Source organism: Pseudarthrobacter sp. C4D7 (assembly GCF_013359725.1).
GTDB lineage: Bacteria > Actinomycetota > Actinomycetes > Actinomycetales > Micrococcaceae > Arthrobacter.
The window spans coordinates 123,016-144,552 of the sequence record NZ_JABFMW010000003.1; the positions used below are offsets into that span (position 1 = coordinate 123,016).

Genomic DNA, 21,537 nt, shown 5'->3' on the forward strand with positions numbered 1-21,537 from the left:
GGGTACGACGAGGTCAGGGGACGGAAGCATCATCCGCGTCCGTGCCCGGAACCGGCGCCGCAACCAAGGAGCAGCATGAGAATCCCGGACACCAGAGGCCCCATCAGCAGCGCACTCTTTGCCGCCCTGGCGAAGGCACCCGCCACGGCGAAGGCAGAGCTGGACCGCCTGCACCGGGTAGCGGCGGAGCGCGTGGCCGCGTCCGGAGACATCCTGACTGACGAAGACATTCAGTTGTCCCTCTTTTGCCTCTACGAACTGCATTACTCAGGACTGGACGGAGTCACCGACAGCTGGGAGTGGGAACCGGAGCTGATCAGGGTCAGGCGCTTGATCGAGGAGCCCTTCGAGGACGCCCTCCGCGCAGCAGCACACCAGGCCGCCGGCGATGTCGAACTTCCCGCCGGGATTGCCATGACCAGCGACGCCGTAGCCGACGTCCTCTTCGGATTGGCCGCCGCGGATACCGGCCCCAGCGTCTCCCGCTTTGTCGCCCGGAAGGCAAGCCTCCAGCAGCTCAAGGAGTTCCTGGTCCACAAGTCCGTGTACCAGTTGAAGGAAGCGGACCCCCATACCTGGGCCATCCCGCGGCTCCAGGGCCGGGCGAAGGCGGCGCTGGTGGAGATCCAGGCGGACGAATACGGCGGCGGCCGGCCGGAGCGTATGCACAGCGCGCTGTTTGCCAGGACCATGCGCGGCCTGGGCCTGGACGACAGCTACGGCGCCTACGTCGACACCGTCCCGGCCATCTCCCTCGCATCCGTAAACCTCATGTCGTTGTGCGGGCTGAACCGGCGGCTCCGGGGTGCCATCGCCGGCCACCTGGCCATCTATGAGATGACGTCCTCCCAGCCCAACCGTTTCTACGGCAACGGCTTCCGCCGGCACGGTTTCGCCGCGGAGATCACCCACTACTTTGACGAGCATGTGGAGGCCGACGCCGTGCACGAACAGATTGCCGGGCGGGACCTTGCCGGTGGCCTGGTGGAAGCCGAGCCGAAACTCCTGGCAGACGTCCTTTTCGGTGCCACAGCAGTCATGGCCATCGACAGCCTCGTCTCTGCCCACCTCATGGCCTCCTGGGAGGCGGGGGAAACCTCGCTCCGGACCGCTGTGCCGGCGGCAGCGTGACAGGCCGGTCCTTGGCCCGGCCGTCCGAGAAGCCGGGAGCGCCCATTGCTGCAGTGCAGGGAATCAACCCCGGGCACGACGGGACGGTACCCGCCGAAACCCAGGATTCCGCCGCGGGCTCCATCGTGGTGTGCCCCGACGGCCCCCTCATTGTCAGGGGTGACTTCGAGCTTGTGACACCCTCCGGAGACCCTGTCCCCAGGGAGCGGAGGACGGTTGCCTTGTGCCGGTGCGGGGCGTCCGCCATCAAGCCGTACTGCGACGGCACCCACAAGATGATCAGGTTCCGCACCGAGCCGCCCGCGGGTTAGTCCGGTGTAAGGCTAGGCTGGTGGCAGTCCGTTTTCCGCGCACAAGGAGTACCCGTAATGAACCTTCTCATCAAACTGCTCGGGACGGCCGTGAGCCTCGGAGCAGGCCTGGCCGGCACCAAGCTGGTCAACACCATCTGGGAAAAGACCACGGGACAGAAAGCGCCCACGGGCAAGAACGAGGACGTCCCCACCAGCCTGCGGTCGGCTTTGACGTTCGCGCTGATTTCGGCGTCCGTCAGCGCCATCATCCAGGTGCTCGCGAACCGCGGCACCCAGCGTGCCATCACCCGGTTCGCCAAGACGCAGGACATCGTCTAGCGTCGTGCCACAAGCGTTACCGGCCGTCGTCGGGACTGTCCTCCAGGGCAGCCTCGGCGGCGGCTTTTTGCACCACGGCTTCCAGCTCATCCGCGGTCAGGAGCTCCCGGTGCAGGTGCTTGGTGCGGTAGCCGGCCCGGCCCACCATGTGGGCGGACACGGGAACGGTGAGCAGCTGGAAGATCCACGCCACCACCAGCACCGGCCACACCCACCAGGTCCTCATCTGCAGCCCAATGGCGGCCAGCAGCAGGAACAGGCCCAGGACCTGGGGCTTCGTGGCGGCATGCATGCGGCTGAGCAGGTCGGGGAAGCGGAGCAGGCCGATCGCCGCGCCCAGGGACATGAGTGCACCCACCACCATGAACACGGCAGAGACAAGGTCGATCCAGGCGTCCGGCCCGGAGAAGTCAGGATTCATTCGGCTTCACCCTCCGGTCAGCCACGAACCGGGCCACGGTCACGGACCCGATGAACCCGATGATGGAGATGGCCACCACCAGCATCAGGTTGTTCAGGTGCCGGTTCACGGCCATGTCGATGCACAGCGCCCCGCCCAGGATGGCGAGCAGCACATCAGCGGCCAGCACCCGGTCCAGCAGCGACGGGCCACGGGCAATCCGGAGAATGGCGCCGGCGGCTGCCAGCGAGAAAATGACGGCCGTGACGGCCAGGACAACGTCCATCATGCGGTGGCCTCCGTTCGCACTTCTTCAAGTTCTTCGTGGCTGCCCATGATGCGGATCAGGCCGGCTTCAATGCTGCGGACTTCGGCCCGCAGGCCCTCCACGTCCTCCTTGGAGGTGATGTTGAGCGCGTGCAGGTACAGGGTGGAGGTGGAGCGGTCCACCTCCACCACCAAGGACCCGGGGATCAGGGAGATCACATGCCCGGTGGCGGTGACGATCAGGTCCTGATGGCTCCGGAGCCTTACCGCGACGACGGCGTTGGTCACCTTGGGGCCGCGGACGGTTGCCAGGTAGAGCACCTGGGCGCTGGCCACCACCACTTTGCCCACGAAGGCCAGGGCGAAAGGCACGGCGTACAGGATGTTGAAGCGGCCGCTGAGCTCCACCGGCGGCAGGTAGAAGAGCCGGGCCACGCCAACGGCCAGGAGGGCACCGAACAGCAGGTTGCCGGGGCTGAAGTCCTGCCACAGGGCTCCCCAGACAATCACCAGCCAGACCAGGAGCGGCAGCTCCTGGTGCAGGGAAATCCGTCTGCGGCTCATCGCGTACCTCCCCCGCTGGTGTTGCCCGGAACGGCCGTGCCGTCGCCCAGCACCGCCTCGATGTACGGCGTGCGGTCCAGCATGTCCCGGGCAGCCCGGTCCGACAGGCCAAACAGCGGCCCGGCAAAAACGGTCAGCGCGACGCCGAGCACCACCAGTCCCGCGGTGGAACCCACCATGGTGCGTGGCAGGAGCGTGACCCTGTCATTGACCTTCGCCCCCGGACCGGAAACCCGCGCCGACGGAGTGGAAAGGAGCACAGGGTCCGGGTGCTCGGCGTCCGTGGGGCGCCGCCAGAAGGCACGGTTCCAGACCCTGGCGATGGCCAGCAGCGTCAGGAGGCTGGTCACCACCCCGCCGATCACCAGGGCGTAGGCCAGAGGCGTGCCCAGTTGGATGCCGGCCTGCAGGAGGCCCACCTTGCCGAGGAACCCGGAAAACGGCGGGATGCCGGCCAGGTTCATCCCGGGGATAAAGAACAGCAGGGCCAGCATGGGCGAGAGCTTTGCCAGGCCGCCCAGCCGGTCCACGGAGGAGCTGCCGCCGCGGCGCTCAATGAGGCCGGTGACCAGGAAGAGGCTGGTCTGGATGGTGATGTGGTGCGCCACGTAGAAGACCGCCGCGGCAAGGCCCACCACTGAGGACATGGCCAAGCCGAACACCATGTAGCCGATGTGGCTGACCAGGGTGAACGACAGGAGACGCTTGATGTCGCTTTGGGCCAGGGCGCCCAGGATGCCCACCAGCATGGTCAGCAGCGCCACCACCATCAGGGGCGTGTTGAGGGTGTCGCCGGGAAACAGCAGCGTCTCGGTCCGGACCATCGCATAGACGCCCACCTTCGTCAGCAGGCCGGCGAACACTGCGGTGACCGGGGCGGGGGCCGTGGGGTAGGAGTCGGGAAGCCAGAAGGAGAGGGGGAAGACGGCGGCCTTGATGCCGAACGCCACCAGGAGCATCACATGCAGCAGGGTTTTGGTGCCCTGGTCCAGTTCGCCCAGCTTGATGGCCAGGTCCGCCATGTTCACGGTACCGGTGGCCCCGTAGACCATGGCAATGGCGATCAGGAACAGCACCGAGGACACCACGGACACCACTACGTAGGTGACGCCGGCGCGGATGCGCGGTCCGGTACCGCCCAGGGTCATCAGCACGTAGCTTGCCGTCAGCAGGATCTCGAAGCCGACGTAGAGGTTGAACAGGTCGCCGGACAGGAACGCGTTGGACACCCCTGCCACCAGGATCAGGTAGGTGGGGTGGAAGATCGAGACCGGTGCGTCGTGGTCGCCGTCGGCCATGCCCTGGCCCGTGGCGTACACCAGCACGGCCAGGCTCACGGCGGAGGACACCACCAGCATAAGGGAGGAGAACTGGTCCACCACCATGACGATGCCGAACGGAGGGATCCAGCCGCCGAGGGTCACCGCCGCGGTGCCGCTGTTCCAGGCGGAGGCCAGCAGGAGGCATTCGAGGGCCAGGGTCAGGGACAGGAGCGCGATGCTTACCGCGCGCTGGGCCCGGGAGTGCCGGATCAGCAGGAAGGTCAGGGCGGCGCCCAGGATGGGAAGTACGACGGCGAGCGGGGCAAAGCTTGCGATGTTCACTTACCGCCTCCTTCCGGGCTGGGGTCAACGTTGAGGGAGCCGGGCTTTTCCTCCGCGGCAGCGTGTTCTGCGGGCATTTCCCGGCCGCCGGCCACAAGTGTGGCCACCGGCTGGTCGGCTTCCTGGTCCGCGTCCATGCCGGGCGTTCCGTGGTCGGACACGTTCCGGCCGTCGGAGCCGAGCATGGTGAGCGGGAATTCGGAGGTTTCCGCGGGCACCTCGGCGTCGTCCTCCGCATCGTAGCTGGGGGTCTCGGCCACCCTGAGGTCTTCCACGTCGTCCTGGATGTCGTCCTGGCGGGCCAGCACCCAGGTGCGGTAGATGATGCCCAGCATGAAGGCCGTAACGGCGAAGGAAATGACGATCGAGGTCAGGATCAGCGCCTGCGGCAGCGGATCGTTGTATTCCTGGGCGGGCGTGCCCTTGGTAAACAGGGGTGCCAGTCCTGCGTAGCCGCCGGTGGCCAGGATGAGCAGGTTGGTGGCGTTGGCCAGCAGCATCAGCCCCAGCAGGACCCGGGTCAGGCTGCGTTCCAGGATCAGGTAGATCCCGCAGGCATACAGGGCGCCCATGACGATCAGCAGGGTCAGGTTGACGCTCATGCGTGGCCCTTTGCAGTGGTCTCGGCAGGAACCCCATCCGGTTCCTGTTCCAGCTGGGCCCGGCCGTCCGCACGGTCCGGCTCCGGGCCGCCGTGGTCATGGTCCGGTTCGTGGCCGCCGCCGGCGGACCGTTCCTCCATGTGTTCATCGATCTCGGCCCCGAGGCTGCGGAGCACGTCCAGCACCAGGCCCACCACCACGATGTACACGCCAATATCGAAGATGGTTGAGGTGACGAACTTGATGTCGCCAAACACGGGCAGCCAGATCTGGATGATGGCGGACTGGAACACCTGGCCGCCCAGCAGCAGCGGCATCACCCCTGAAATTGCCGCCAGGGCAAGGCCGCTTCCCAGCAGGGCGCCGGCACTGATCGGCGCCGCTTCCCGCAGTTCGAAGCGCCCTCCGGCCAGGTAGCGGATGGTCAGGGCAAGGCCCGCTGTCAGGCCGCCCGCAAAGCCGCCGCCCGGCAGGTTGTGCCCGGCCAGCAGCAGGTACAGCGAAAAAATGACCATGGAGTGGAAGATCAGGCGGGTGACCACCTCAAAGATGATGGAGCGCCGCTCAGGGGCCAGGGTCCGGCCGGCAACGATCCAGGCGTCACGGGCCGCGGTTGCGAACTTCCGGCTGATGGCCAGCGCCGCTGCATCGCGGGAACCGGGATCCACCCCGCGGTAGCGCCCCACCGTGCCTTCGGCAACGGACGCGGAGGCCTGCAGGCGGTCGCCGCGGCCGCGCACGAAGATCAGGCTTGCGACGCCGGTGGCCGCGAGCGCCAGGACGCTGATCTCCCCGAACGTGTCCCAGGCGCGGATGTCCACCAGCGTCACGTTGACCACGTTCAGGCCGCCGCCGCCCTCGTAGGCCAGCTGCGGGAACTGCAGCGAGATGGGAGTGGCGGTACGTGCGCCCATGGCGAAGATCGCGGCGAACACCATGGTGATGCCGAATCCCGCACCGATGATGACGCGCACCACCCGGTACCTGCCGCCGGTGCGGTCCCGCAGCTCGGGCGGCAGGCTGCGCATGGCCAGGACGAAGGCCACCAGGATGATGGTCTCCACCAGCATCTGGGTCAGCGCCAGGTCCGGGGCGCCCTGCAGGGCGAATACCAGCGCGATGCCGTACCCGGTGACAGAAACCATCAGGACCGCAAGGAAGCGTTTGTTGGCCTTGACCGCTGCCAGGGCACCGATGACGATTCCCAGCCCGGCCACCAGCTGCAGCGGCGAGTTCGGGTCCACCAGGTAGATGTCCTGCGGCAGCGGGTTTCCGCCCAGCAGGATGGCCGCCAGCGGCAGGATGAAGGCCACGCTCAGGATGACCGCCAGGTAGTAATACAGCGAACCGCGCTGGGTGCGGCCGGTGATCCAGACGGCGGCGTCGTCAAGGGCGCCGATGGTCAGCTGGTAGGCACGGTCCCCGTCCACCCAGGCCGGCACCAGGGACTGGGCGCGGGCCACCGCGCTGCGGCCGATGTACATGGCGGCGCCCAGCACGAACGTGACGGCGGTCAGCCCCAGCGCCGGGGTGAACCCGTGCCACAGCGCAAGGTGCCCTGCCTGCGCGGCGGGAGTTCCGGCGTCGGGCGCTGTTGACGCGAACAGCGCGGCGTACGGCTGGATCCAGGCGTCCACCGGGACCGGCCATAGACCGTAGGCGATGGTCAGGAGGCTCAGGACGGCGGGCGCGGCCAGGAAGGACGGCCTGATGGCCTTGAAGGGGGTGGGGTCCACGCCGGGCTTGACCGCGAACGCACCCCACATGAAGCGGGCGCTGTAGGCGAACGTGAGGATGGAGCCCACCACGATTCCCACCAGGACCACCATGCCCCACGGTCCGGAGTGCGGGTCCGTGGCGTGGTGGACGAAGGCTTCCAGCACCGATTCCTTGGCCACGAAGCCGGCCAGCAGCGGAAGTCCGGCCATGGACGCGGCCCCGATGCCGGCCACGATGCCCAGTGCGCGGGAGGAGCGGAAGACGCCCGAGAGTTTGCGTACGTCGCGGGTCCCGGCCTGGTGGTCGATGATGCCTACCACCAGGAACAGCGTGGCCTTGAACAGCCCGTGCGCCAGCAGCATGGCCAGGCCGGCGAGTGCGGCGTCCGGCGTGCCCAGGCCCACCACCATGGTGAGGAAGCCCAGCTGGCTGACGGTGCCGTAGGCCAGGATCAGCTTGATGTCGGTCTGCCGCAGCGCCCGGTAGCCGCCCACCAGCATGGTGGCTAGGCCCAGCCCCAGGACGACGGGCTGCCAGAAAGCCGTTTCCGAGAACCCGGGGGCAAGCCGCGCCACCAGGTAGATGCCGGCCTTCACCATCGCCGCAGCATGCAGGTAGGCGCTGACGGGGGTGGGTGCCGCCATGGCGCCCGGGAGCCAGAAGTGGACGGGGACCAGCGCGGATTTGGTGATGGCGCCCACCAGGATGAGGACGACGGCGGCGCTCACCAAAGTGCCCGCCGGCCCGGCGGCAAGCGACGGCGCTTGCTCCAGGATGGCGGAGATCCGGTAGGTGCCGGCGGCGTTGCCCAGCATGATGAGGCCCACCAGCATGGCAAGGCCGCCGGCGGTGGTGACCATCAAGGCCTGGAGGGCGGAGCGGCGGGCGGCAAGCCTGGTCCGGGCAAAGCCGATCAACAGGTAGGACAGGATGGTGGTCAGTTCCCAGAAGATGAACAGCAGCAGGAGGTCGTCCGCTGTGACCAGGCCGAACATGGCACCGGCAAAAGCCAGCAGCTGGGCACCAAAGGCACCGAGGTCCTGGTCTTTCCGCTTGAAGTAGCGCGCGCAGTAGACCAGCACCAGAGACCCCACGCCGAGCACCAGCAGGGACATGACCCAGGCCAGGGCGTCCATGCGGAACGCCAGTTCCAGGTGCAGGCTGGGGATCCACTCAAAGGACTCGTCGATTGCGCCGGGGCCGGAGTAGATGGGGTTGTGCTGGAACATCAGCCAGCCAAAGGAAACCGCCGGGACTGCGGCCAGCGCGTAGAAGGCGTTGCGGCCCCAGATCCGGAAGAGGAAGGGCGCGAGGACAGCCACCGAAAAGTGCACGGCTAGGACTGTGATCACTGTATTCTCCGCAACGTCAGGGATTCGATTGTCAAAAGTTGGAGCAGGCGGCAAAAAGTAAGGTCCGGGAGGGTTCAGTTTATCAAGGCCGGTGCGGTAGCCTTGTCCGTTTTCCGGGAGCGGGGTGCCGAATCCCCGGCGTCAAGGGCCCGTGCTCCCCGACTGTTCGCCACGGGCGGATACGATGCATCCTATGAACAGCGCCAGCGCTCCCGGGGCGATGCAGCCCGCCTCGGATCTTGTTGCCGGAACCGGTTCCTCCACCAAAGGGCAGGTCCTGGCCTGGGCCGCATGGGACTGGGGTTCGGCGGCCTTCAACGCCGTCATGACCACGTTCGTCTTCACCGTCTACCTGACGTCCAAGGCGTTCGGCGGCGAGGACAGTGCCTCGGCAGTCCTGGGCAGCGCCCTGGCTGTTGCCGGGCTGGCCATTGCGCTGCTGGCACCGGTCACCGGCCAGCGTTCGGACGCAGGAGGCCGGCGGAAGCTGTGGCTGGGAGTGAACTCGGCCGCCGTCGCCATCCTTACGGCCCTGTGCTTCTTCGTCTTCCCGCAGCCGGAATTCCTGCTTCTGGGCGCATCCCTGATCGCACTGGGCAACGTCTTCTTCGAATTCGCCGGCGTCAACTACAACGCCATGCTTGCGCAGGTCTCCACGCCAAAAAACATCGGAAAAGTCAGCGGTTTCGGGTGGGGCGCGGGCTACCTGGGCGGCATCGTGGCACTCCTGATCGTCCTCCAACTCTTCGTCCAGCCTGCCTTTGAGTGGTTCGGCTCATCCACGCAGGACAGCCTGAACATCAGGCTGGTGGCTGTTTTCTCCGCCCTGTGGTTCTTCGTCTTCGCGCTCCCCGTCCTGTTCGCCGTCCCTGAACTGCCGCGCTCCGGGCAGGCTGCCCGCCTCGGCTTCCTCGCCAGTTACGGGCTGCTGTTCCGGCGGATCAAAGCGATCTACGCCACCAGCCCCCACACCATCTACTTCCTCCTGGCCAGTGCCGTGTTCCGCGACGGACTCGCCGCCGTCTTTACGTTCGGCGGCATCATCGCGGCGGGGACCTTCGGCTTTGCCTTGTCCGAGGTCATCTTCTTCGCCATCTTCGGGAACGTGGTGGCGGCCATCGGTGCGGTCATCGGTGGTTTCCTGGATGACAAAGTGGGCCCCAAAGCCGTCATCAGCGGTTCACTGGTGGGCCTCCTGATCGCCGGCGGCGCCATCCTTGCCCTGGGAAACGGGAACTATTCCATCTTCGGCATGGAGTGGGCCGGCAGTACCACCTTCTGGGTTTTCGGGCTGTTCCTCTGCCTGTTCGTCGGTCCCGCGCAGGCCTCCTCCCGCGCCTACCTGGCACGGCTGGCTCCGCACGGGGAATCAGGGGAACTGTTCGGCCTTTACGCCACCACCGGCCGGGCCGTCAGCTTCCTGGCGCCGGCTCTTTTCACCCTCTGCATCACCGTGGCCACGCCGCTGGTGCCCGCGGGGCAGGCGCAGCGGTGGGGCATCCTGGGCATCATGGTGGTCCTGCTGGCAGGGCTCCTGGTGCTGCTGCCGGTGAAGGCGCCGGAGCGGGCGCCCATCGCCGTGGTTCCCACCAGCTGAAACCAGATTCCGCCCCAGTCCAGGCTCCGGCGGGGTGCTGCAGGAAAGACTAGGCTGGAGTCATGAACGTGGACGAAACCAACCTCCCCGGACTGGGCCGCCGGAAGGATTTCATGACCGCCTCCGGACGCCGCATCGGCGTGGTGGAGCTCCGGGAAGGCCAGACGGAACTCATCGTCTCCACCTGGGACGACCCCGATACCTGCCAGGCCTCCATTCCGCTCACCAGCGATGAAGCAGCCACCCTGGGCAACCTCCTGGGCGGGACGCACCTGGCCATGAAGCTCGCCGAAGAGCACAAGGACGTCCCGGGCATCGTCACCCGGCAGTTCTCCATTGCGGCGGACTCCCCGTTCCAGAACCAGCCCATGGGCAAGGCGTGTATCCGCACCCGGTGCGGCGTATCGATCGTGGCCATCATGCGCGAAGGCGAGGTGCTGCCCTCGCCGGGTCCCGACGTCGTCCTTCACCCCGGCGACCTGCTGGTGGCAGTCGGCACCCAGGAAGGCCTCGACGCAGCGGCCGACATCCTGCGCCGCGGCTAGTCCCCCATGGACCCGTTGGCCCAGACCCTCGTTGAACTGGGGGCCGTCGTGTTCTGCCTCGGCCTCCTGGCCCGGCTGGCCGGACGAATCGGCATGTCACCCATCCCCTTCTACCTGCTGGGCGGACTGGCCTTTGGAGCCGGCGGCATCATCAAGCTCGAAGGTATGCACGAGTTCGCACACCTCTCCGGCGAAATCGGCGTTATCCTCCTGCTGCTTATGCTCGGGCTGGAATATACGGCGGCGGAGCTCTTCACCGGCCTGCGCCGCTCGTGGCAGGCCGGCGTCCTGGACCTTGTCCTGAACTTCCTGCCCGGCGCCCTGCTGGCCCTTGCCCTGGGGTGGGGCGGGGTGGGGGCCATGGTCATGGGCGGCGTCACCTATATCTCCTCATCGGGCATCGCGGCCAAGGTGATCACGGACCTTGGCCGGCTGGGCAACCGCGAAACCCCGGTGGTGCTCTCCATCCTGGTCTTCGAGGACCTGGCCATGGCCGTGTACCTCCCCATCCTCACGGCCACGCTGGCAGGGGTGAGCTTCCTCGGCGGCCTGACCACGGTGGGGATTGCCCTGGCCGTGGTCAGCGTGGTCCTCATGGTGGCGCTGCGGCACGGGCACCACGTCTCCAAGGCCGTGCACAGCGAGAACTCCGAGGTCTTCCTGCTCAACGTGCTCGGCGCAGCCCTGCTGGTGGCTGGTGCGGCCTCTGCCATGCAGGTGTCCGCGGCTGTGGGGGCGTTCATGCTGGGGATCGCCATTTCGGGTTCCACTGCCCACAACGCCACCCGGATCCTCGAACCGCTACGGGACCTGTTTGCGGCCATTTTCTTTGTGGCGTTCGGACTCAACACCGATCCGTCGTCCATCCCCCCGGTCTTCGGATGGGCACTGGTCCTGGCGGTGGCCACGGCCGGAACAAAGATGCTGACCGGGATCTGGGCGGCAAAGCAGGCCGGAATTGCCCGGCCCGGCCGCTTCCGTGCCGGGGCTGCCCTCATTGCCCGCGGCGAATTCTCCATCGTGATCGCGGGCCTGGCCGTCGCTTCGGGTGCGGTACCGCACCAGCTCGCGGCGCTTGCCACCGCCTACGTGCTGCTGATGGCAGTGTTGGGCCCCTTGGCTGCACGGTACGTGGAACCCTTGGCCAGGCCGTTCCTCCGAAGGCCGGCAGTGGCACCGCAGCTCTAGCCTTCGTCCGCGCCAGGCGGTGCGGGTTTGCGCGCTGCTAGATCCTGGTGCGGTGAAAATTCAGGTGGCTGCGGCTGGCGGTGGGCCCGCGCTGGCCCTGGTAGCGATTTCCGTACTCGCCCTGGCCGTACGGGAACTCCGCGGCCGAACTCAGCCGGAAGAAGCAGAGCTGGCCGATCTTCATACCCGGCCACAGCTTGATGGGCAGGGTGGCCATGTTGGAGAGCTCAAGGGTGACGTGGCCGGAGAAGCCGGGGTCGATGAAGCCTGCGGTGGAGTGCGTGAGCAGCCCCAACCGGCCCAGGGAGGATTTCCCCTCCAGGCGGGCAGCAATGTCGTCGGGGAGCGTCACAGTCTCGTACGTGGACCCAAGGACGAACTCCCCCGGGTGCAGGATGAAGGCCTCGTCCTGCTCCACCTCCACCAGCCGGGTCAGCTCGGGCTGCTCCTGCGCGGGATCGATGTGCGCGTACTTGTGGTTGTCGAACAAGCGGAAGAATTTGTCGATCCGAACATCCACCGAGGACGGCTGGACCATCGCGGGGTCGAACGGTTCCAGCACGATCCGCTGGGAATCAATTTCGGCACGAATGTCGCGGTCAGAGATCAGCACCGTCCCAAATTACCGTATCGGTTATCCACACCCACACTTTCCCGTTGTTGCTGTGGCCTCGTGGGGCTAATGTTGCGAATGAACGCCGCCGGAATGGTCTCCCGGATGGCATAACAGAGCTGGGGATGTTGTGAATAAATTAGTGGCACCGTCTTTTCTTGGCGTGCTCTGTGCGTTGGCGCTGGTCTCTTCGTCCACTGCCGCGCCTCCCGCGCCCTTGCCCCACAACCAGGCGGGGGCCGCGAGCATCTCGCTGGCGGCGCCGCTGGTGCGCGACGCCGGGACGTCCGGCAAGGACGCAAGCTCCGGCGGGAGCCTCACCCCGGCCGTGGATCCGGCCATCCGGGTGGCGTCACCTTTGACGGAGCCCGCCTCCGCACCGGCCACCACAACGGTGTCCGGTTCTACCGCGGCCCGTACCCCGTCCGCAGGTACCGCCCAGCCCGACACGGAAGCGGCGCCACCGCCGGCGCCCGCTCCCGTCTCCGCGGCGCCGGCACCGCAGACTGTTTCCATCCCGCCCCTGTGGGCGCCGGACCAGGAGCTGGCGGCGCCCGGTGCCACGCAGCCTGCGGCTCCCGCGCCTGCTCCCGCGCGCATGTCCACGGAAGCCCTGGTCCCGGACAGCAACTCGGCCGCCATCCTTACCGTCTTCACCAAGATCAACGAGTACCGTGTGGCCAACGGCCTGAACAAGGTGAAGTACCACCCCACCGTGGCGGGGTTGTCGCAGGATTGGTCGGACAATATCGCCACCCGTGAAGTGATCGAGCACCGGGCCAGTTTCTGGACCGACCCACGGGCCATGAGCCCCAACAGCGCCGGTGAAGTCATTGCCATCCGCACCGACCGTGACGCGGCACAGCTCGTCGAGTGGTGGAAGGGTTCACCCGGCCACAACGCCATGCTCCTGGATCCCCGTTTCAACGTGATGGGCGCCGGGATTTCCTACACAAACTCCACCTACCGGATCTGGGGTGTGGTGAACTTCTTTGGCTACACCACGCTTCCGGCGGGCACACTTGATTCCCCGGGCGGCGCCTCATCCGGAGGTACGCTCCCGTCGCCGCCGTCCAGCCTCTGCGATCCGCTGGTGAAGCACATGCCACCCACCCTCAACCTCGCCGCAGCGGCAATCACCGGCCCGGCCGACCTCGTGTCCGTTGACTCCGCAGGCCAGCTGCTGAACCGGGCTTCCACCGGGCCCCGCACGTACGCCCCCGCCAAGGTGATCGGCTCCGGCTTCAGCGGGGCGAAGGAAGTCTTCGTCACCGACTGGGACCGCGATGGCGCCTACGACGTCCTCACGCAGTGGGCCGGCGGCAACCTCACGTTGTACCGCGGCATCGCCAGTGGCGGATTCCAGGCGCCCGTCACCCTTGGCGTGGGCGGATGGAACACCCTGACCCTGGCGGTGGGAGGCTGGTGCTCCAACAACAGGATGCCGCAGATCCTGGCCCTGGACGGAGGGGGAAACCTCTACCTCTACGCCAACAAGGGAACCGGCGACATTGCAGAACGCACCACCGTCGCTACGGGCGTCTACGCGTCCCGGCTGTCCATGGTGGACTACGACGGGGACGGCTTCCAGGACATCCTGGGCCTCAGGACCGACGGCACCGTGCAGCTCTACCGCGGGTGGGGCACCACCGCGCTCCGCGCCGAGGCCCGCGCAACGGTGGCCACCGGCTGGACGGACGTCACGGGAATCCGGGCCCTGCGGAACGTCACCGGGCTGAACTCCACCGGCGTCGCACTCCGGCGGGCCAACGACACCGTGCAGTACTGGGACCTGGGTTCCGGGAGCCTCGCGTCGCCGTCGAACGTCCCCGGACCATGGACCGGGCAGCGCCTGGCCCAGTGACCGCGGGAACCGGCTCAGATGGCCGGCTGGAGTTCCAGGACGTTCTTCAGCCGGTCCAGCTGGGCCACATCTGAACTGACGCGGCGCTGCAGCATCCGGCTAAAGAAGGTCCACCTGCTGAGGAACCCGAACCGCCCCTCGCGTTTGGCTTCCATGGCGAACCGGACCCGGGTGCCGGCGTCCTCGGTGCTGAGGTAGTAGCCGCCCCACCGGGTGGCAGGGCCGGAGACCACGTGGAACTGTATCTCTGCGCCAGGCCGGGCATGGGTGATTTCCAGCTCCGCGGGGATGCTCAGCCCGGAGCGGCCGGCCACCATCTTCCGGTACACGGCGCCCTTGGCTTCGCCGGGGCCCTGCATGAGCTTCACGCTGCGGACGTCGCTGCGCCAGGCGGGAAGGTTGGTGGCGTCAAGGAGGTACTGGTACACGGCCATGGCGTCGCGCTCTATGAGGACCTCGTGCTCTGCGATTGCCATGAAAAAATTCCTGTGGTTGACGTCGGCTGCCGCAATAGCTGCCTCCCCCAAAGCGGCCGCTACCCGGATCAGGTTAGCCACCGCCCAGCACCCAGGCCTAGCCGGCACCGCCGACGTTATTGAAGAGTTACTGGATGACGTTCGGGCCGGCAAGACACGGAGGGGCCGCCGGCCCGTGTTGGCGGGGAGCCTGCAGATCTGCGCTAAGCTAAGTTCTGCCCCGCGCGAGCGGCGGCACTGCGGCTGGGACTGGTCAATAATCCCTGTAGCCCCTAGAACATGCGTAGGCAAAATTCCCTCGAAACGCGCTAAAGCGATTCTGGGAACGCGCTGCCAAAGACACACAGAAAATCCTGTCGGGATTAGGCGCTATCTTTGAAGCATGGCTAAGAAACCGAACCCCGAGGTATGCGATGTATACGTCGCTGACCCCACGGAGATCAACGTTCGGGACGACCACAAAGAGAAGATCACCCGTCGATACGGAATTGCGGAAGCTTCAAAGAAATCGTTTACGGTGCAAGCTATTGGTCGTACCACGGATAAACCACGTGATGACGAGAAGATCACACCCGTCCACTCCCCCAGAAATGATGACATTGGGTTGACTAAGGAGGGATGGTGGATCGTACGTTACCGCTGCACGATCCAGAAGGCGCTCTTCAAGGAGGACGTTCTGGATCACAGAGGTGAGCTTGTTAACCCAGAGGCGGATGCATTCACTGATCTTTGGAACAAGAACTCTGTTCTCGGCTACTACTGATACACTGATTTACTGCCCACTTCACAGATCGGCACGCCTGCATTGAAACTCCTTGATCGCAGCCAGCTTCCCAGCGAGGCTGTACGAATTATCGACGGCGGCACCCCCGCCGCACCAAAAGCTGGTGACGTGTGGGTGCTGGCAGATGAGATTCAAGACCTTGCTCTAGGTCTAATTACGCGTGTCCATGACTCCTTCGTGTCTATCCTTCCGATCACCTGCGATGCCGCCGAAGCCAGAGAGCCTGCTTCCATCGTTCGCGCCGCAGAGTCGCCCATAAATGCAGACATTGCAGTCTGGTCGCCTGCACCAACAGGGATCGGCATGCACCTTCTGGACCGTCGTATCGGGAACCTCTGCTCTGAAAGCGCAGCACTGAGACTGGAACGATCAGCCTTCGACGACGACGTGGACAGCCCTTTTGAAATGGGCGCTGAGATGGAATCCGATGACACGACCCCATTCATCGACTTTTTGTTGAGCAGCTTTCGCAAGTTTTGCTTTGATTCGTGGCCGTCTGTCACGGCTGGAGAGGCGGTATTCAAGACAGAAGCTCTCATGGAAGCTGAAATGACCGCCAAGAAGATTCGTGAAAATTTGAACATTCCTGAACGCGGGGACGCTGCCGACCTCTATCGCGGCGATGCGTTGCCGACTTCTGCACAGATATCCGTAATGCGCGAGATCACGGGTCTCACTGATTCCCAACTCCTTCGTCCGGTCAGTTCTGAAGTAGTAACCGAACTGATGCAACCAACCCACCGGGACAAAATCGTAAGCTTGGCAGAGCGCAGGGCGTTGAAGCAGCGTGATGCAAGAAACTTACTCATGCAGAATGCATTGATTGCAGCTCGCAGTTCCAAAGCTGGCGATGAACGACAAGCGGCGCAAAACCGCATCAACGAAGCGTTTTCGCGTCTGATGCAGGAGTAGCTGGCAATGCTTACAACTCTTACTGATTACCGACTTTGGGCACTGCCCCGCAACTACGTTAAAATTGCCGACGCCATGATCCAAGAAATACTGGATTCCGGTGCCGTTTTTGAAGACATTGCGGACGCCCCTGTGGAGTATGTTGAATCGCGTGGCGACCTTGACGTTATCTTCCATGAGCTGCGGGGAACCAAGGGATGCAATGTTCAGGCGTGCTATGACCCCTACATCGATCCTCCGGCAATCTTCGTCCACCTAAGCGGAAACACCGGGCGCGACAACTTCAGCGTGTTGCATGAACTTGCCCACCATCAACAACGAGTTGGCGACGCTTGGGCCGATGTCACTGAAGACATCACTGATCGAGCCTTCATAAAGGAACTTCGCGAGAAGGTCGCCAACAGTTTCGCGTCCAGACTTTTACTTCATGAGGATTTGATCGATTCCGCGTTCGGTTCAGGACCTGTAACCGCCGCTGGGGTGAGATGGTTGTTCGATAACTCGGCAGCATCCATGCAGGCATGTCTCTATCGATCCCTTGAACTTGAAGGAAATAGAGTTGTCATGCAGGCAGACTCTGACGGCAGGCTGTTCTTCAGCGCGGCAAATAGCGATGAGCTATTCCCACCCCACAAGGATAAAACTCAGGAAGAGATCGCTCGCTCCTTCGACCGTCTACAGGCTAGCGCGGACGGAAGCTTAGTTGTCCGTGGCGGGTACGGTATCCAGCATCTCAGCGGAAAGAGCTACACCAACGTTGTACTCGACATGGTTCTGTGCGACGGGTGCGTTCTCGTGATTGCCACCAAGGGACGCAGCGAGCAATTCGCCTTCAGTGACGACGGCGAGTACTACCAAGGCTCCGTCTGCCATGACAGCTTCCTGATCAAGGACTCTCCCGGTAGGTGTTCTACCTGTAACGAGCCGAAATGCTCGAAGTGTAAATCCTGTGGATGCCCTGACAAGCAGCCTCCGCCATGCACCCGATGCTTTATGCTTTTGTCCGTTAATGACGTGCGTGCAGGGCTGACCGCACACGAGTATTGCTAACCGGACCCGAATCGATTGCTGCGGCGCTTGGCGCGCTCCTGACATCTCATGCGGACTGCTTGAATGGCGGGATTAGCCCCTAGGGCGTTCACAAGCGCGAACGGCTAAACAGGAAAACAGATGCTTGGCATTCCCTACGCCACTTCTCAACACTGCCCCAGATTCAAATGCTCAAGGTTTGCCGTTTGGGGGAGATCGGTAAGCTGACGAGCCATCAACACCTCAGGACACTTGCGTATCCGGTCGGCAACTTCGTCTCCAAAAGCGATGGCTCGTTGTTCAAGGAAGTCACCCAAGTACTTCGACTGGACTACCTCGATTTTAATGTTTGCCCGCATATTCTTGGAGTGCACCTGACGCATCACATTTGTCCATGGCACCTCTGCGGCAGCAACGTCGTTTGCATCAGTGTTGACTTCGAATATCTTGTTCGAAGTTACGAGGATTGGCAGGGTTACTGAGTTGTGGGACTGCTCATGATCCTGAAACGCTTCTCGCGCACGGTTTGAGTTTATGCGCTTAAAGGTGTTCACTGCCTTTGTTAGCGGCATCACAATGCCGTCGAAGATATGTGAATTACCAGCGAACCATTCGGAGCCTTTGCGCTCAAGAGAGATGAGTTGATTACCAACGAAGGAATCGCTCGTAGGACTGCCCGGAGCATCGGATAATCCGAGTAAGTCCCAGATCGGTCTATGTTCCTCTACTTCCAATCCCGAAATTTGCGGGTGTGGCATCTTACCCACGTTGAATCCAGAAGTCCAAAAGGATGCACCGCTCCGCATCTGTCGTTTCTCGTACTCAGTTGCAGCATGCCCTACGACTACATATGGAGACTTCGGATTCTTGCATTCGATAATTAGCCGCATGCCAAAAACGCAGTCGAATCTATCGTGGATGAAGAAAGGCTTCCAGCCTAAGACATCGATCTCCCGCGATTTACCCTCGTCGGGGTCTTGGTATGCCCGAGAGATGGCAGCATCGAATCCAGCGGACTCAACTATCCTTCGAACTTCCTGCTCAAGCAGGAAGCCCGTCACTTGTAGTGCGCTCAGGACCTCATCAGGAGAAGGATCAGCCGCCAATGCTCAACCCTTCTGCGGAGTTTTCACTAAATGGCATCATGCCGCTTCCTCATCCCGAAGCTTCTCGAAAAGCCCCATCTTCTTGAGCAACTCCACCATCTCGCCCACCTTGTCTGAGGACAAAACCCAACCAATGCCCTTGGCATGCTGCTCCCCGGCCTCGATAACAGAGTCCTCAACCGTCGTCAGAATCTTTGGCGAAGAGTAGAAATCAACCTTGCCGTTCGCTTGTGCCTGACCACGCAGAGTCTGGTTCTCCAGAGCCTTGTTCAGCACACTCTCTGCCACAGAGAGTTGATCAGCGTCAGACAGCCCGGACCCCTCAAAGAAGGTGTTCATTTGTTCGATGATTTCGGCCCAACGTGCCTTCTTCACCTCATGGGCAGCACCACTACCGGCAGCCGTCATTGGGTCCAACGCCACGGAGTCTTCAGCAGACAATTTCAAGTCTGCCTGCTCCTGCTTCTTGAGCTTGTAATGAGTCATCACGACCTCGGACAGGTCCACTGTCGTTCGGTCCTGATTTTCAGAGCTGATGACGCGTGCCAGCAGCTTGTAGAAGATCGATCGCTTCTCCAAATCCGTGTCTTGGTAGTCAATGATCTGCGATAGGAAGTCGTAGGCGCGAATGAAGCTACCAAGGTCCTTACGGAACAGGTCCAAGGCGTCCTGAGCCGTCTTATCGCCCTCTTCACGAGCCTTCTGGTATCGGGCCTTAAAACGAGATTTTGCGGGCGCTACAAAGCTCTTCAGCTCCTCATGGCTAGTCTTGCCAACCCAAGCAGCAGCCGTAGCTTCGACTTCGCTCGTCTCATAGATGCCTGTGTTATCCAGCTTCGTCTGGAGATCATGAACTATGTCCGGGTCAGTGACTCCGGACAGCTCCGCCTCCTTGTGGTACTGCTGGAACGCCGCAAGAATCTCGGCAGGATCATTCACGAAGTCAATAATGAAAGTCTGGTCTTTGCCCGGCGTGACCCGATTCAGGCGCGAAAGCGTCTGCACAGCGGTGATGCCAGAAAGCTTCTTGTCCACATACATCGCAACCAGCAATGGCTGATCAAAGCCGGTTTGGAACTTATTAGCAACCAGCATGATTTGGTACTCGTCGTCCTCGGACCCAAACGCCACTGGAATCTCACGGCCCTTGAGTCCGGGGTTCATATTCTTCTCGTTGAGCTTGTCGGCGGAAACCTCCTTATCCACAACGTCACCGGAGAAGGCAACCAGCGTTGCAAGGTCCGTGTAACCCTTGTCGGCAATGTACTTGTCGATGGCTACCTTGTAGCGAACTGCTTCCTTGCGGGAACCCGTCACAACCATTGCCTTCGCACGACCGGCGAGATGGTGCCGGACATTGCTACGGAAGTGCTCAACGATGACGGCGACCTTCTGGCTGATATTGTGCGGGTGCAGCTTGACCCAGCGCATCAGTTCCTTCACCGCTTCAGACTTCTCAATGGTCACCTGATCGGCGTCGTAATCAACGCCGTTGTGAGCAAGCTTGAAAGCGGTCTTGTATGGCGTGTAGTTCTTCAGCACATCGAGGATGAAGCCCTCTTCAATCGCCTGCTGCATGGAGTAGACGTGGAAGGGTGCTGGCACGTCAGCAGCATTGTTCCTACCAAACAGCTCCAACGTCTTGGCCTTCGGCGTTGCGGTGAAGGCGAAGAAACTCAGGTTCTTGCTCTCCGCACGCTTGTTCATCTCATCTGCGAGCACGTCTTCTGTGGAAAGCTCGGTCTCCGACAGATCGTCCTCGTCCTCAGCAGGAGCATCATTCCCTGAAGTAAGTACCTTCTTAAGGGTTTTCGCCGCGTCGCCGGACTGGGAGCTGTGTGCCTCGTCCGCGATGATGGCGTAGGACTTACCCTTGAGTCCTTTCTCCTTTTCGATGGCGTCTAAAGCGAAGGGGAACGTTTGTAGCGTTACGCCGATGATCTGCTTGCCGCCAAGGAGTGCCTTGGACAGCGACTTGGACTTGGAGCCGCCCTTCGAAGTGATGGCTTCGAACACGCCCTCGGTCTTGTTGAGTTGCTTGACGGCATCCTGCAACTGACCATCGAGTACCTTGCGGTCACTGATGACGATGATGGCATCGAACATCTTCTTGCCACTCGGATCATGCAGGCTGTTCAGTCGATGTGCAGTCCAAGCGATGCTGTTGGTCTTGCCCGAACCAGCGGAGTGCTGGATAAGGTAACGGTGGCCCGGTCCTTCAGCGGCAGCGGTCGCGGCAAGCATGTTCACGGCTTCCCACTGATGGAAACGCGGGAACAGGAGAGACTTCTCAACGCTTTTCTCGCCCGTAATTGGGTCAGTCTTCTTCTCCACGTGAAGGTGCATGAAGTGACTAAGGATGGTCAGCCACGAGTCGCGCTGAAGTACACGTTCCCACATGTACGATGTCTCGCTGCCGTTCGGGTTCACAGGGTTGCCCTTGTGCCCGTCATTTCCCATGTTGAATGGGAGAAACCGAGTCTTGGCACCCTGCAAGTTGGTTGTCATCCAGCACTCTTCACTGGACATAGCGAAGTGAACGAGTGCCCGGTGTCCAAACGAAAACAAGGGTTCCCGCTTCCGTGTCACCGCATCTACGGGCAGCCGATTCGTTTTGTACTGAGCGATTGCGTCCTGCACCGTCTGGGTGAAGTCGGTTTTCAACTCCATCGTGGCTACGGGAAGGCCATTCACGAAGAAAACGAGATCGACGCTGTTCTGGTTGCTGGTCGAGTAGTACACCTGACGCATCACACGAAGTCGTGTCTTCGCGTAGTCAGCAGTCGTCTTCGGGTTCTTGTCATCGTTCGGCTTTGGCTGGAACATGCGGAACGAGGCGGGAGTGACTTTGAATCCCTTACGCAGGACTGCCAAAGCCCCTCCACCATTTTCCAGCGGAGTATCCATGACTTTGACCATGCGAGTCAGGAGCCGGTTGAATGACTTCTTCTGCACGTCGGGCGAGTCGGTCGCTTTGACGATTTTCTGAAGTTCTTCTGGCTGAGTTTCCTCCAGCCACCCGCGAACATCCTCGGGGAACAGTGCAAGTTCCTTGTCGTACCCAGTACTGTTCGCGGAGTACAGCCAACCGTGGGCATGCAGGTACTCCGCGATGCCCTTCTCAAACTCAACCTCGTTGTACAACGCCATAA

The 21,537-nt window shown here is 63.0% G+C and carries 20 protein-coding genes; 10 read left to right on the forward strand and 10 right to left on the reverse strand.

Annotated features, from left to right (window positions below):
* Nucleotides 1–75: 75 nt before the first annotated feature.
* The 3 genes from HNO81_RS04145 (at nt 76) to HNO81_RS04155 (ending at nt 1,763) form a co-directional block, all read left to right on the forward strand.
* Nucleotides 76–1,131, forward strand: coding sequence for an iron-containing redox enzyme family protein (locus HNO81_RS04145; protein WP_175316868.1), 1,056 nt, complete (start codon nt 76–78; stop codon nt 1,129–1,131).
* Nucleotides 1,132–1,193: 62 nt separating this feature from the next.
* The gene (locus HNO81_RS04150) at nt 1,194–1,442 is read left to right on the forward strand and encodes a CDGSH iron-sulfur domain-containing protein (RefSeq protein WP_175316953.1); all 249 of its coding nucleotides are present in this window, start codon (nt 1,194–1,196) and stop codon (nt 1,440–1,442) included.
* Nucleotides 1,443–1,499: 57 nt separating this feature from the next.
* Nucleotides 1,500–1,763, forward strand: a complete 264-nt coding sequence (locus HNO81_RS04155; RefSeq protein WP_159630162.1) for a DUF4235 domain-containing protein — start codon at nt 1,500–1,502, stop codon at nt 1,761–1,763.
* Between the two features lie 16 nt (nt 1,764–1,779).
* On the opposite strand, the gene mnhG is transcribed toward HNO81_RS04155, so the two are convergent.
* The 6 genes from mnhG to HNO81_RS04185 are packed head-to-tail and all read right to left on the reverse strand — an operon-like array spanning nt 1,780 to nt 8,271.
* The gene (gene mnhG, locus HNO81_RS04160) at nt 1,780–2,184 is read right to left on the reverse strand and encodes a monovalent cation/H(+) antiporter subunit G (protein ID WP_175316869.1); all 405 of its coding nucleotides are present in this window, start codon (nt 2,182–2,184) and stop codon (nt 1,780–1,782) included.
* A complete protein-coding gene (locus HNO81_RS04165; RefSeq protein WP_175316870.1) occupies nt 2,174–2,452 on the reverse strand; it encodes a monovalent cation/H+ antiporter complex subunit F in 279 nt (92 codons plus the stop codon). The genes mnhG and HNO81_RS04165 overlap by 11 nt, the downstream gene beginning before the upstream one ends.
* Nucleotides 2,449–2,994 (reverse strand): Na+/H+ antiporter subunit E, encoded by a 546-nt coding sequence (locus HNO81_RS04170; protein WP_175316871.1) that lies wholly within the window; start codon nt 2,992–2,994, stop codon nt 2,449–2,451. The genes HNO81_RS04165 and HNO81_RS04170 overlap by 4 nt, the downstream gene beginning before the upstream one ends.
* Complete coding sequence (locus tag HNO81_RS04175; RefSeq protein ID WP_175316872.1) at nt 2,991–4,598, reverse strand: Na+/H+ antiporter subunit D; 1,608 nt, start codon at nt 4,596–4,598, stop codon at nt 2,991–2,993. The genes HNO81_RS04170 and HNO81_RS04175 overlap by 4 nt, the downstream gene beginning before the upstream one ends.
* A complete protein-coding gene (locus HNO81_RS04180) occupies nt 4,595–5,200 on the reverse strand; it encodes a Na(+)/H(+) antiporter subunit C (protein WP_175316873.1) in 606 nt (201 codons plus the stop codon). The genes HNO81_RS04175 and HNO81_RS04180 overlap by 4 nt, the downstream gene beginning before the upstream one ends.
* Complete coding sequence (locus HNO81_RS04185) at nt 5,197–8,271, reverse strand: Na+/H+ antiporter subunit A (protein WP_175316874.1); 3,075 nt, start codon at nt 8,269–8,271, stop codon at nt 5,197–5,199. Before HNO81_RS04185 ends, HNO81_RS04180 begins: the two co-directional genes overlap by 4 nt.
* 193 nt (nt 8,272–8,464) lie before the next feature.
* Here HNO81_RS04185 and HNO81_RS04190 point away from each other — a divergent pair, with 193 nt between their 5' ends.
* From HNO81_RS04190 to HNO81_RS04200, 3 genes are all read left to right on the forward strand, one after another.
* On the forward strand, nt 8,465–9,868 hold the full coding sequence (locus tag HNO81_RS04190) for an MFS transporter (RefSeq protein WP_175316875.1): 1,404 nt from the start codon (nt 8,465–8,467) through the stop codon (nt 9,866–9,868).
* A 62-nt stretch (nt 9,869–9,930) separates the two neighbouring features.
* Nucleotides 9,931–10,413: a cation:proton antiporter regulatory subunit gene (locus HNO81_RS04195; protein WP_175316876.1), complete on the forward strand. Its 483-nt coding sequence runs from the start codon at nt 9,931–9,933 to the stop codon at nt 10,411–10,413.
* 6 nt (nt 10,414–10,419) lie between these two features.
* Nucleotides 10,420–11,601 (forward strand): cation:proton antiporter, encoded by a 1,182-nt coding sequence (locus HNO81_RS04200; RefSeq protein WP_175316877.1) that lies wholly within the window; start codon nt 10,420–10,422, stop codon nt 11,599–11,601.
* Between the two features lie 37 nt (nt 11,602–11,638).
* Here HNO81_RS04200 and dcd read toward each other — a convergent pair whose 3' ends face one another.
* Nucleotides 11,639–12,214, reverse strand: a complete 576-nt coding sequence (dcd, locus tag HNO81_RS04205; protein ID WP_175316878.1) for a dCTP deaminase — start codon at nt 12,212–12,214, stop codon at nt 11,639–11,641.
* Between the two features lie 142 nt (nt 12,215–12,356).
* On the opposite strand from dcd, the gene HNO81_RS04210 reads away from it, so the two are divergent.
* Nucleotides 12,357–14,078 (forward strand): CAP domain-containing protein, encoded by a 1,722-nt coding sequence (locus HNO81_RS04210; protein WP_371818157.1) that lies wholly within the window; start codon nt 12,357–12,359, stop codon nt 14,076–14,078.
* 14 nt (nt 14,079–14,092) lie between these two features.
* Here the strand turns inward: HNO81_RS04210 and HNO81_RS04215 are convergent, their stop codons facing one another.
* Nucleotides 14,093–14,554 carry an SRPBCC family protein gene (locus tag HNO81_RS04215; protein ID WP_175316879.1) on the reverse strand — a complete coding sequence of 154 codons (462 nt, stop codon included), beginning with the start codon at nt 14,552–14,554 and terminating at the stop codon, nt 14,093–14,095.
* Nucleotides 14,555–14,936: 382 nt separating this feature from the next.
* Between HNO81_RS04215 and HNO81_RS04220 the strand changes: the two genes are divergently transcribed.
* The 3 genes from HNO81_RS04220 to HNO81_RS04230 are packed head-to-tail and all read left to right on the forward strand — an operon-like array spanning nt 14,937 to nt 17,300.
* The gene (locus tag HNO81_RS04220) at nt 14,937–15,317 is read left to right on the forward strand and encodes a hypothetical protein (RefSeq protein WP_175316880.1); all 381 of its coding nucleotides are present in this window, start codon (nt 14,937–14,939) and stop codon (nt 15,315–15,317) included.
* Nucleotides 15,318–15,359: 42 nt separating this feature from the next.
* A complete protein-coding gene (locus HNO81_RS04225) occupies nt 15,360–16,250 on the forward strand; it encodes a hypothetical protein (RefSeq protein WP_175316881.1) in 891 nt (296 codons plus the stop codon).
* A 6-nt stretch (nt 16,251–16,256) separates the two neighbouring features.
* Complete coding sequence (locus HNO81_RS04230; RefSeq protein WP_175316882.1) at nt 16,257–17,300, forward strand: ImmA/IrrE family metallo-endopeptidase; 1,044 nt, start codon at nt 16,257–16,259, stop codon at nt 17,298–17,300.
* Nucleotides 17,301–17,446: 146 nt separating this feature from the next.
* Here the strand turns inward: HNO81_RS04230 and HNO81_RS04235 are convergent, their stop codons facing one another.
* Entirely contained in the window at nt 17,447–18,385 is a 939-nt protein-coding gene (locus HNO81_RS04235; RefSeq protein WP_175316883.1) for a hypothetical protein, read from the reverse strand.
* A 36-nt stretch (nt 18,386–18,421) separates the two neighbouring features.
* The gene (locus HNO81_RS04240) at nt 18,422–21,535 is read right to left on the reverse strand and encodes a type I restriction endonuclease subunit R (protein WP_175316884.1); all 3,114 of its coding nucleotides are present in this window, start codon (nt 21,533–21,535) and stop codon (nt 18,422–18,424) included.
* Nucleotides 21,536–21,537 lie beyond the last annotated feature (2 nt).

Excerpts from the sequence above, each read along its gene's own strand:
- HNO81_RS04145 (WP_175316868.1), top strand. The coding sequence starts at position 76 with ATGAGAATCCCGGACACCAGAGGCCCCATCAGCAGCGCACTCTTTGCC.
- HNO81_RS04155 (WP_159630162.1), top strand. The coding sequence starts at position 1,500 with ATGAACCTTCTCATCAAACTGCTCGGGACGGCCGTGAGCCTCGGAGCA.
- mnhG (WP_175316869.1), bottom strand. The coding sequence starts at position 2,184 with ATGAATCCTGACTTCTCCGGGCCGGACGCCTGGATCGACCTTGTCTCT.
- HNO81_RS04165 (WP_175316870.1), bottom strand. The coding sequence starts at position 2,452 with ATGATGGACGTTGTCCTGGCCGTCACGGCCGTCATTTTCTCGCTGGCA.
- HNO81_RS04170 (WP_175316871.1), bottom strand. The coding sequence starts at position 2,994 with ATGAGCCGCAGACGGATTTCCCTGCACCAGGAGCTGCCGCTCCTGGTC.
- HNO81_RS04180 (WP_175316873.1), bottom strand. The coding sequence starts at position 5,200 with ATGAGCGTCAACCTGACCCTGCTGATCGTCATGGGCGCCCTGTATGCC.
- HNO81_RS04190 (WP_175316875.1), top strand. The coding sequence starts at position 8,465 with ATGAACAGCGCCAGCGCTCCCGGGGCGATGCAGCCCGCCTCGGATCTT.
- HNO81_RS04195 (WP_175316876.1), top strand. The coding sequence starts at position 9,931 with ATGAACGTGGACGAAACCAACCTCCCCGGACTGGGCCGCCGGAAGGAT.
- HNO81_RS04200 (WP_175316877.1), top strand. The coding sequence starts at position 10,420 with ATGGACCCGTTGGCCCAGACCCTCGTTGAACTGGGGGCCGTCGTGTTC.
- HNO81_RS04215 (WP_175316879.1), bottom strand. The coding sequence starts at position 14,554 with ATGGCAATCGCAGAGCACGAGGTCCTCATAGAGCGCGACGCCATGGCC.
- HNO81_RS04220 (WP_175316880.1), top strand. The coding sequence starts at position 14,937 with ATGGCTAAGAAACCGAACCCCGAGGTATGCGATGTATACGTCGCTGAC.
- HNO81_RS04230 (WP_175316882.1), top strand. The coding sequence starts at position 16,257 with ATGCTTACAACTCTTACTGATTACCGACTTTGGGCACTGCCCCGCAAC.
- HNO81_RS04240 (WP_175316884.1), bottom strand. The coding sequence starts at position 21,535 with ATGGCGTTGTACAACGAGGTTGAGTTTGAGAAGGGCATCGCGGAGTAC.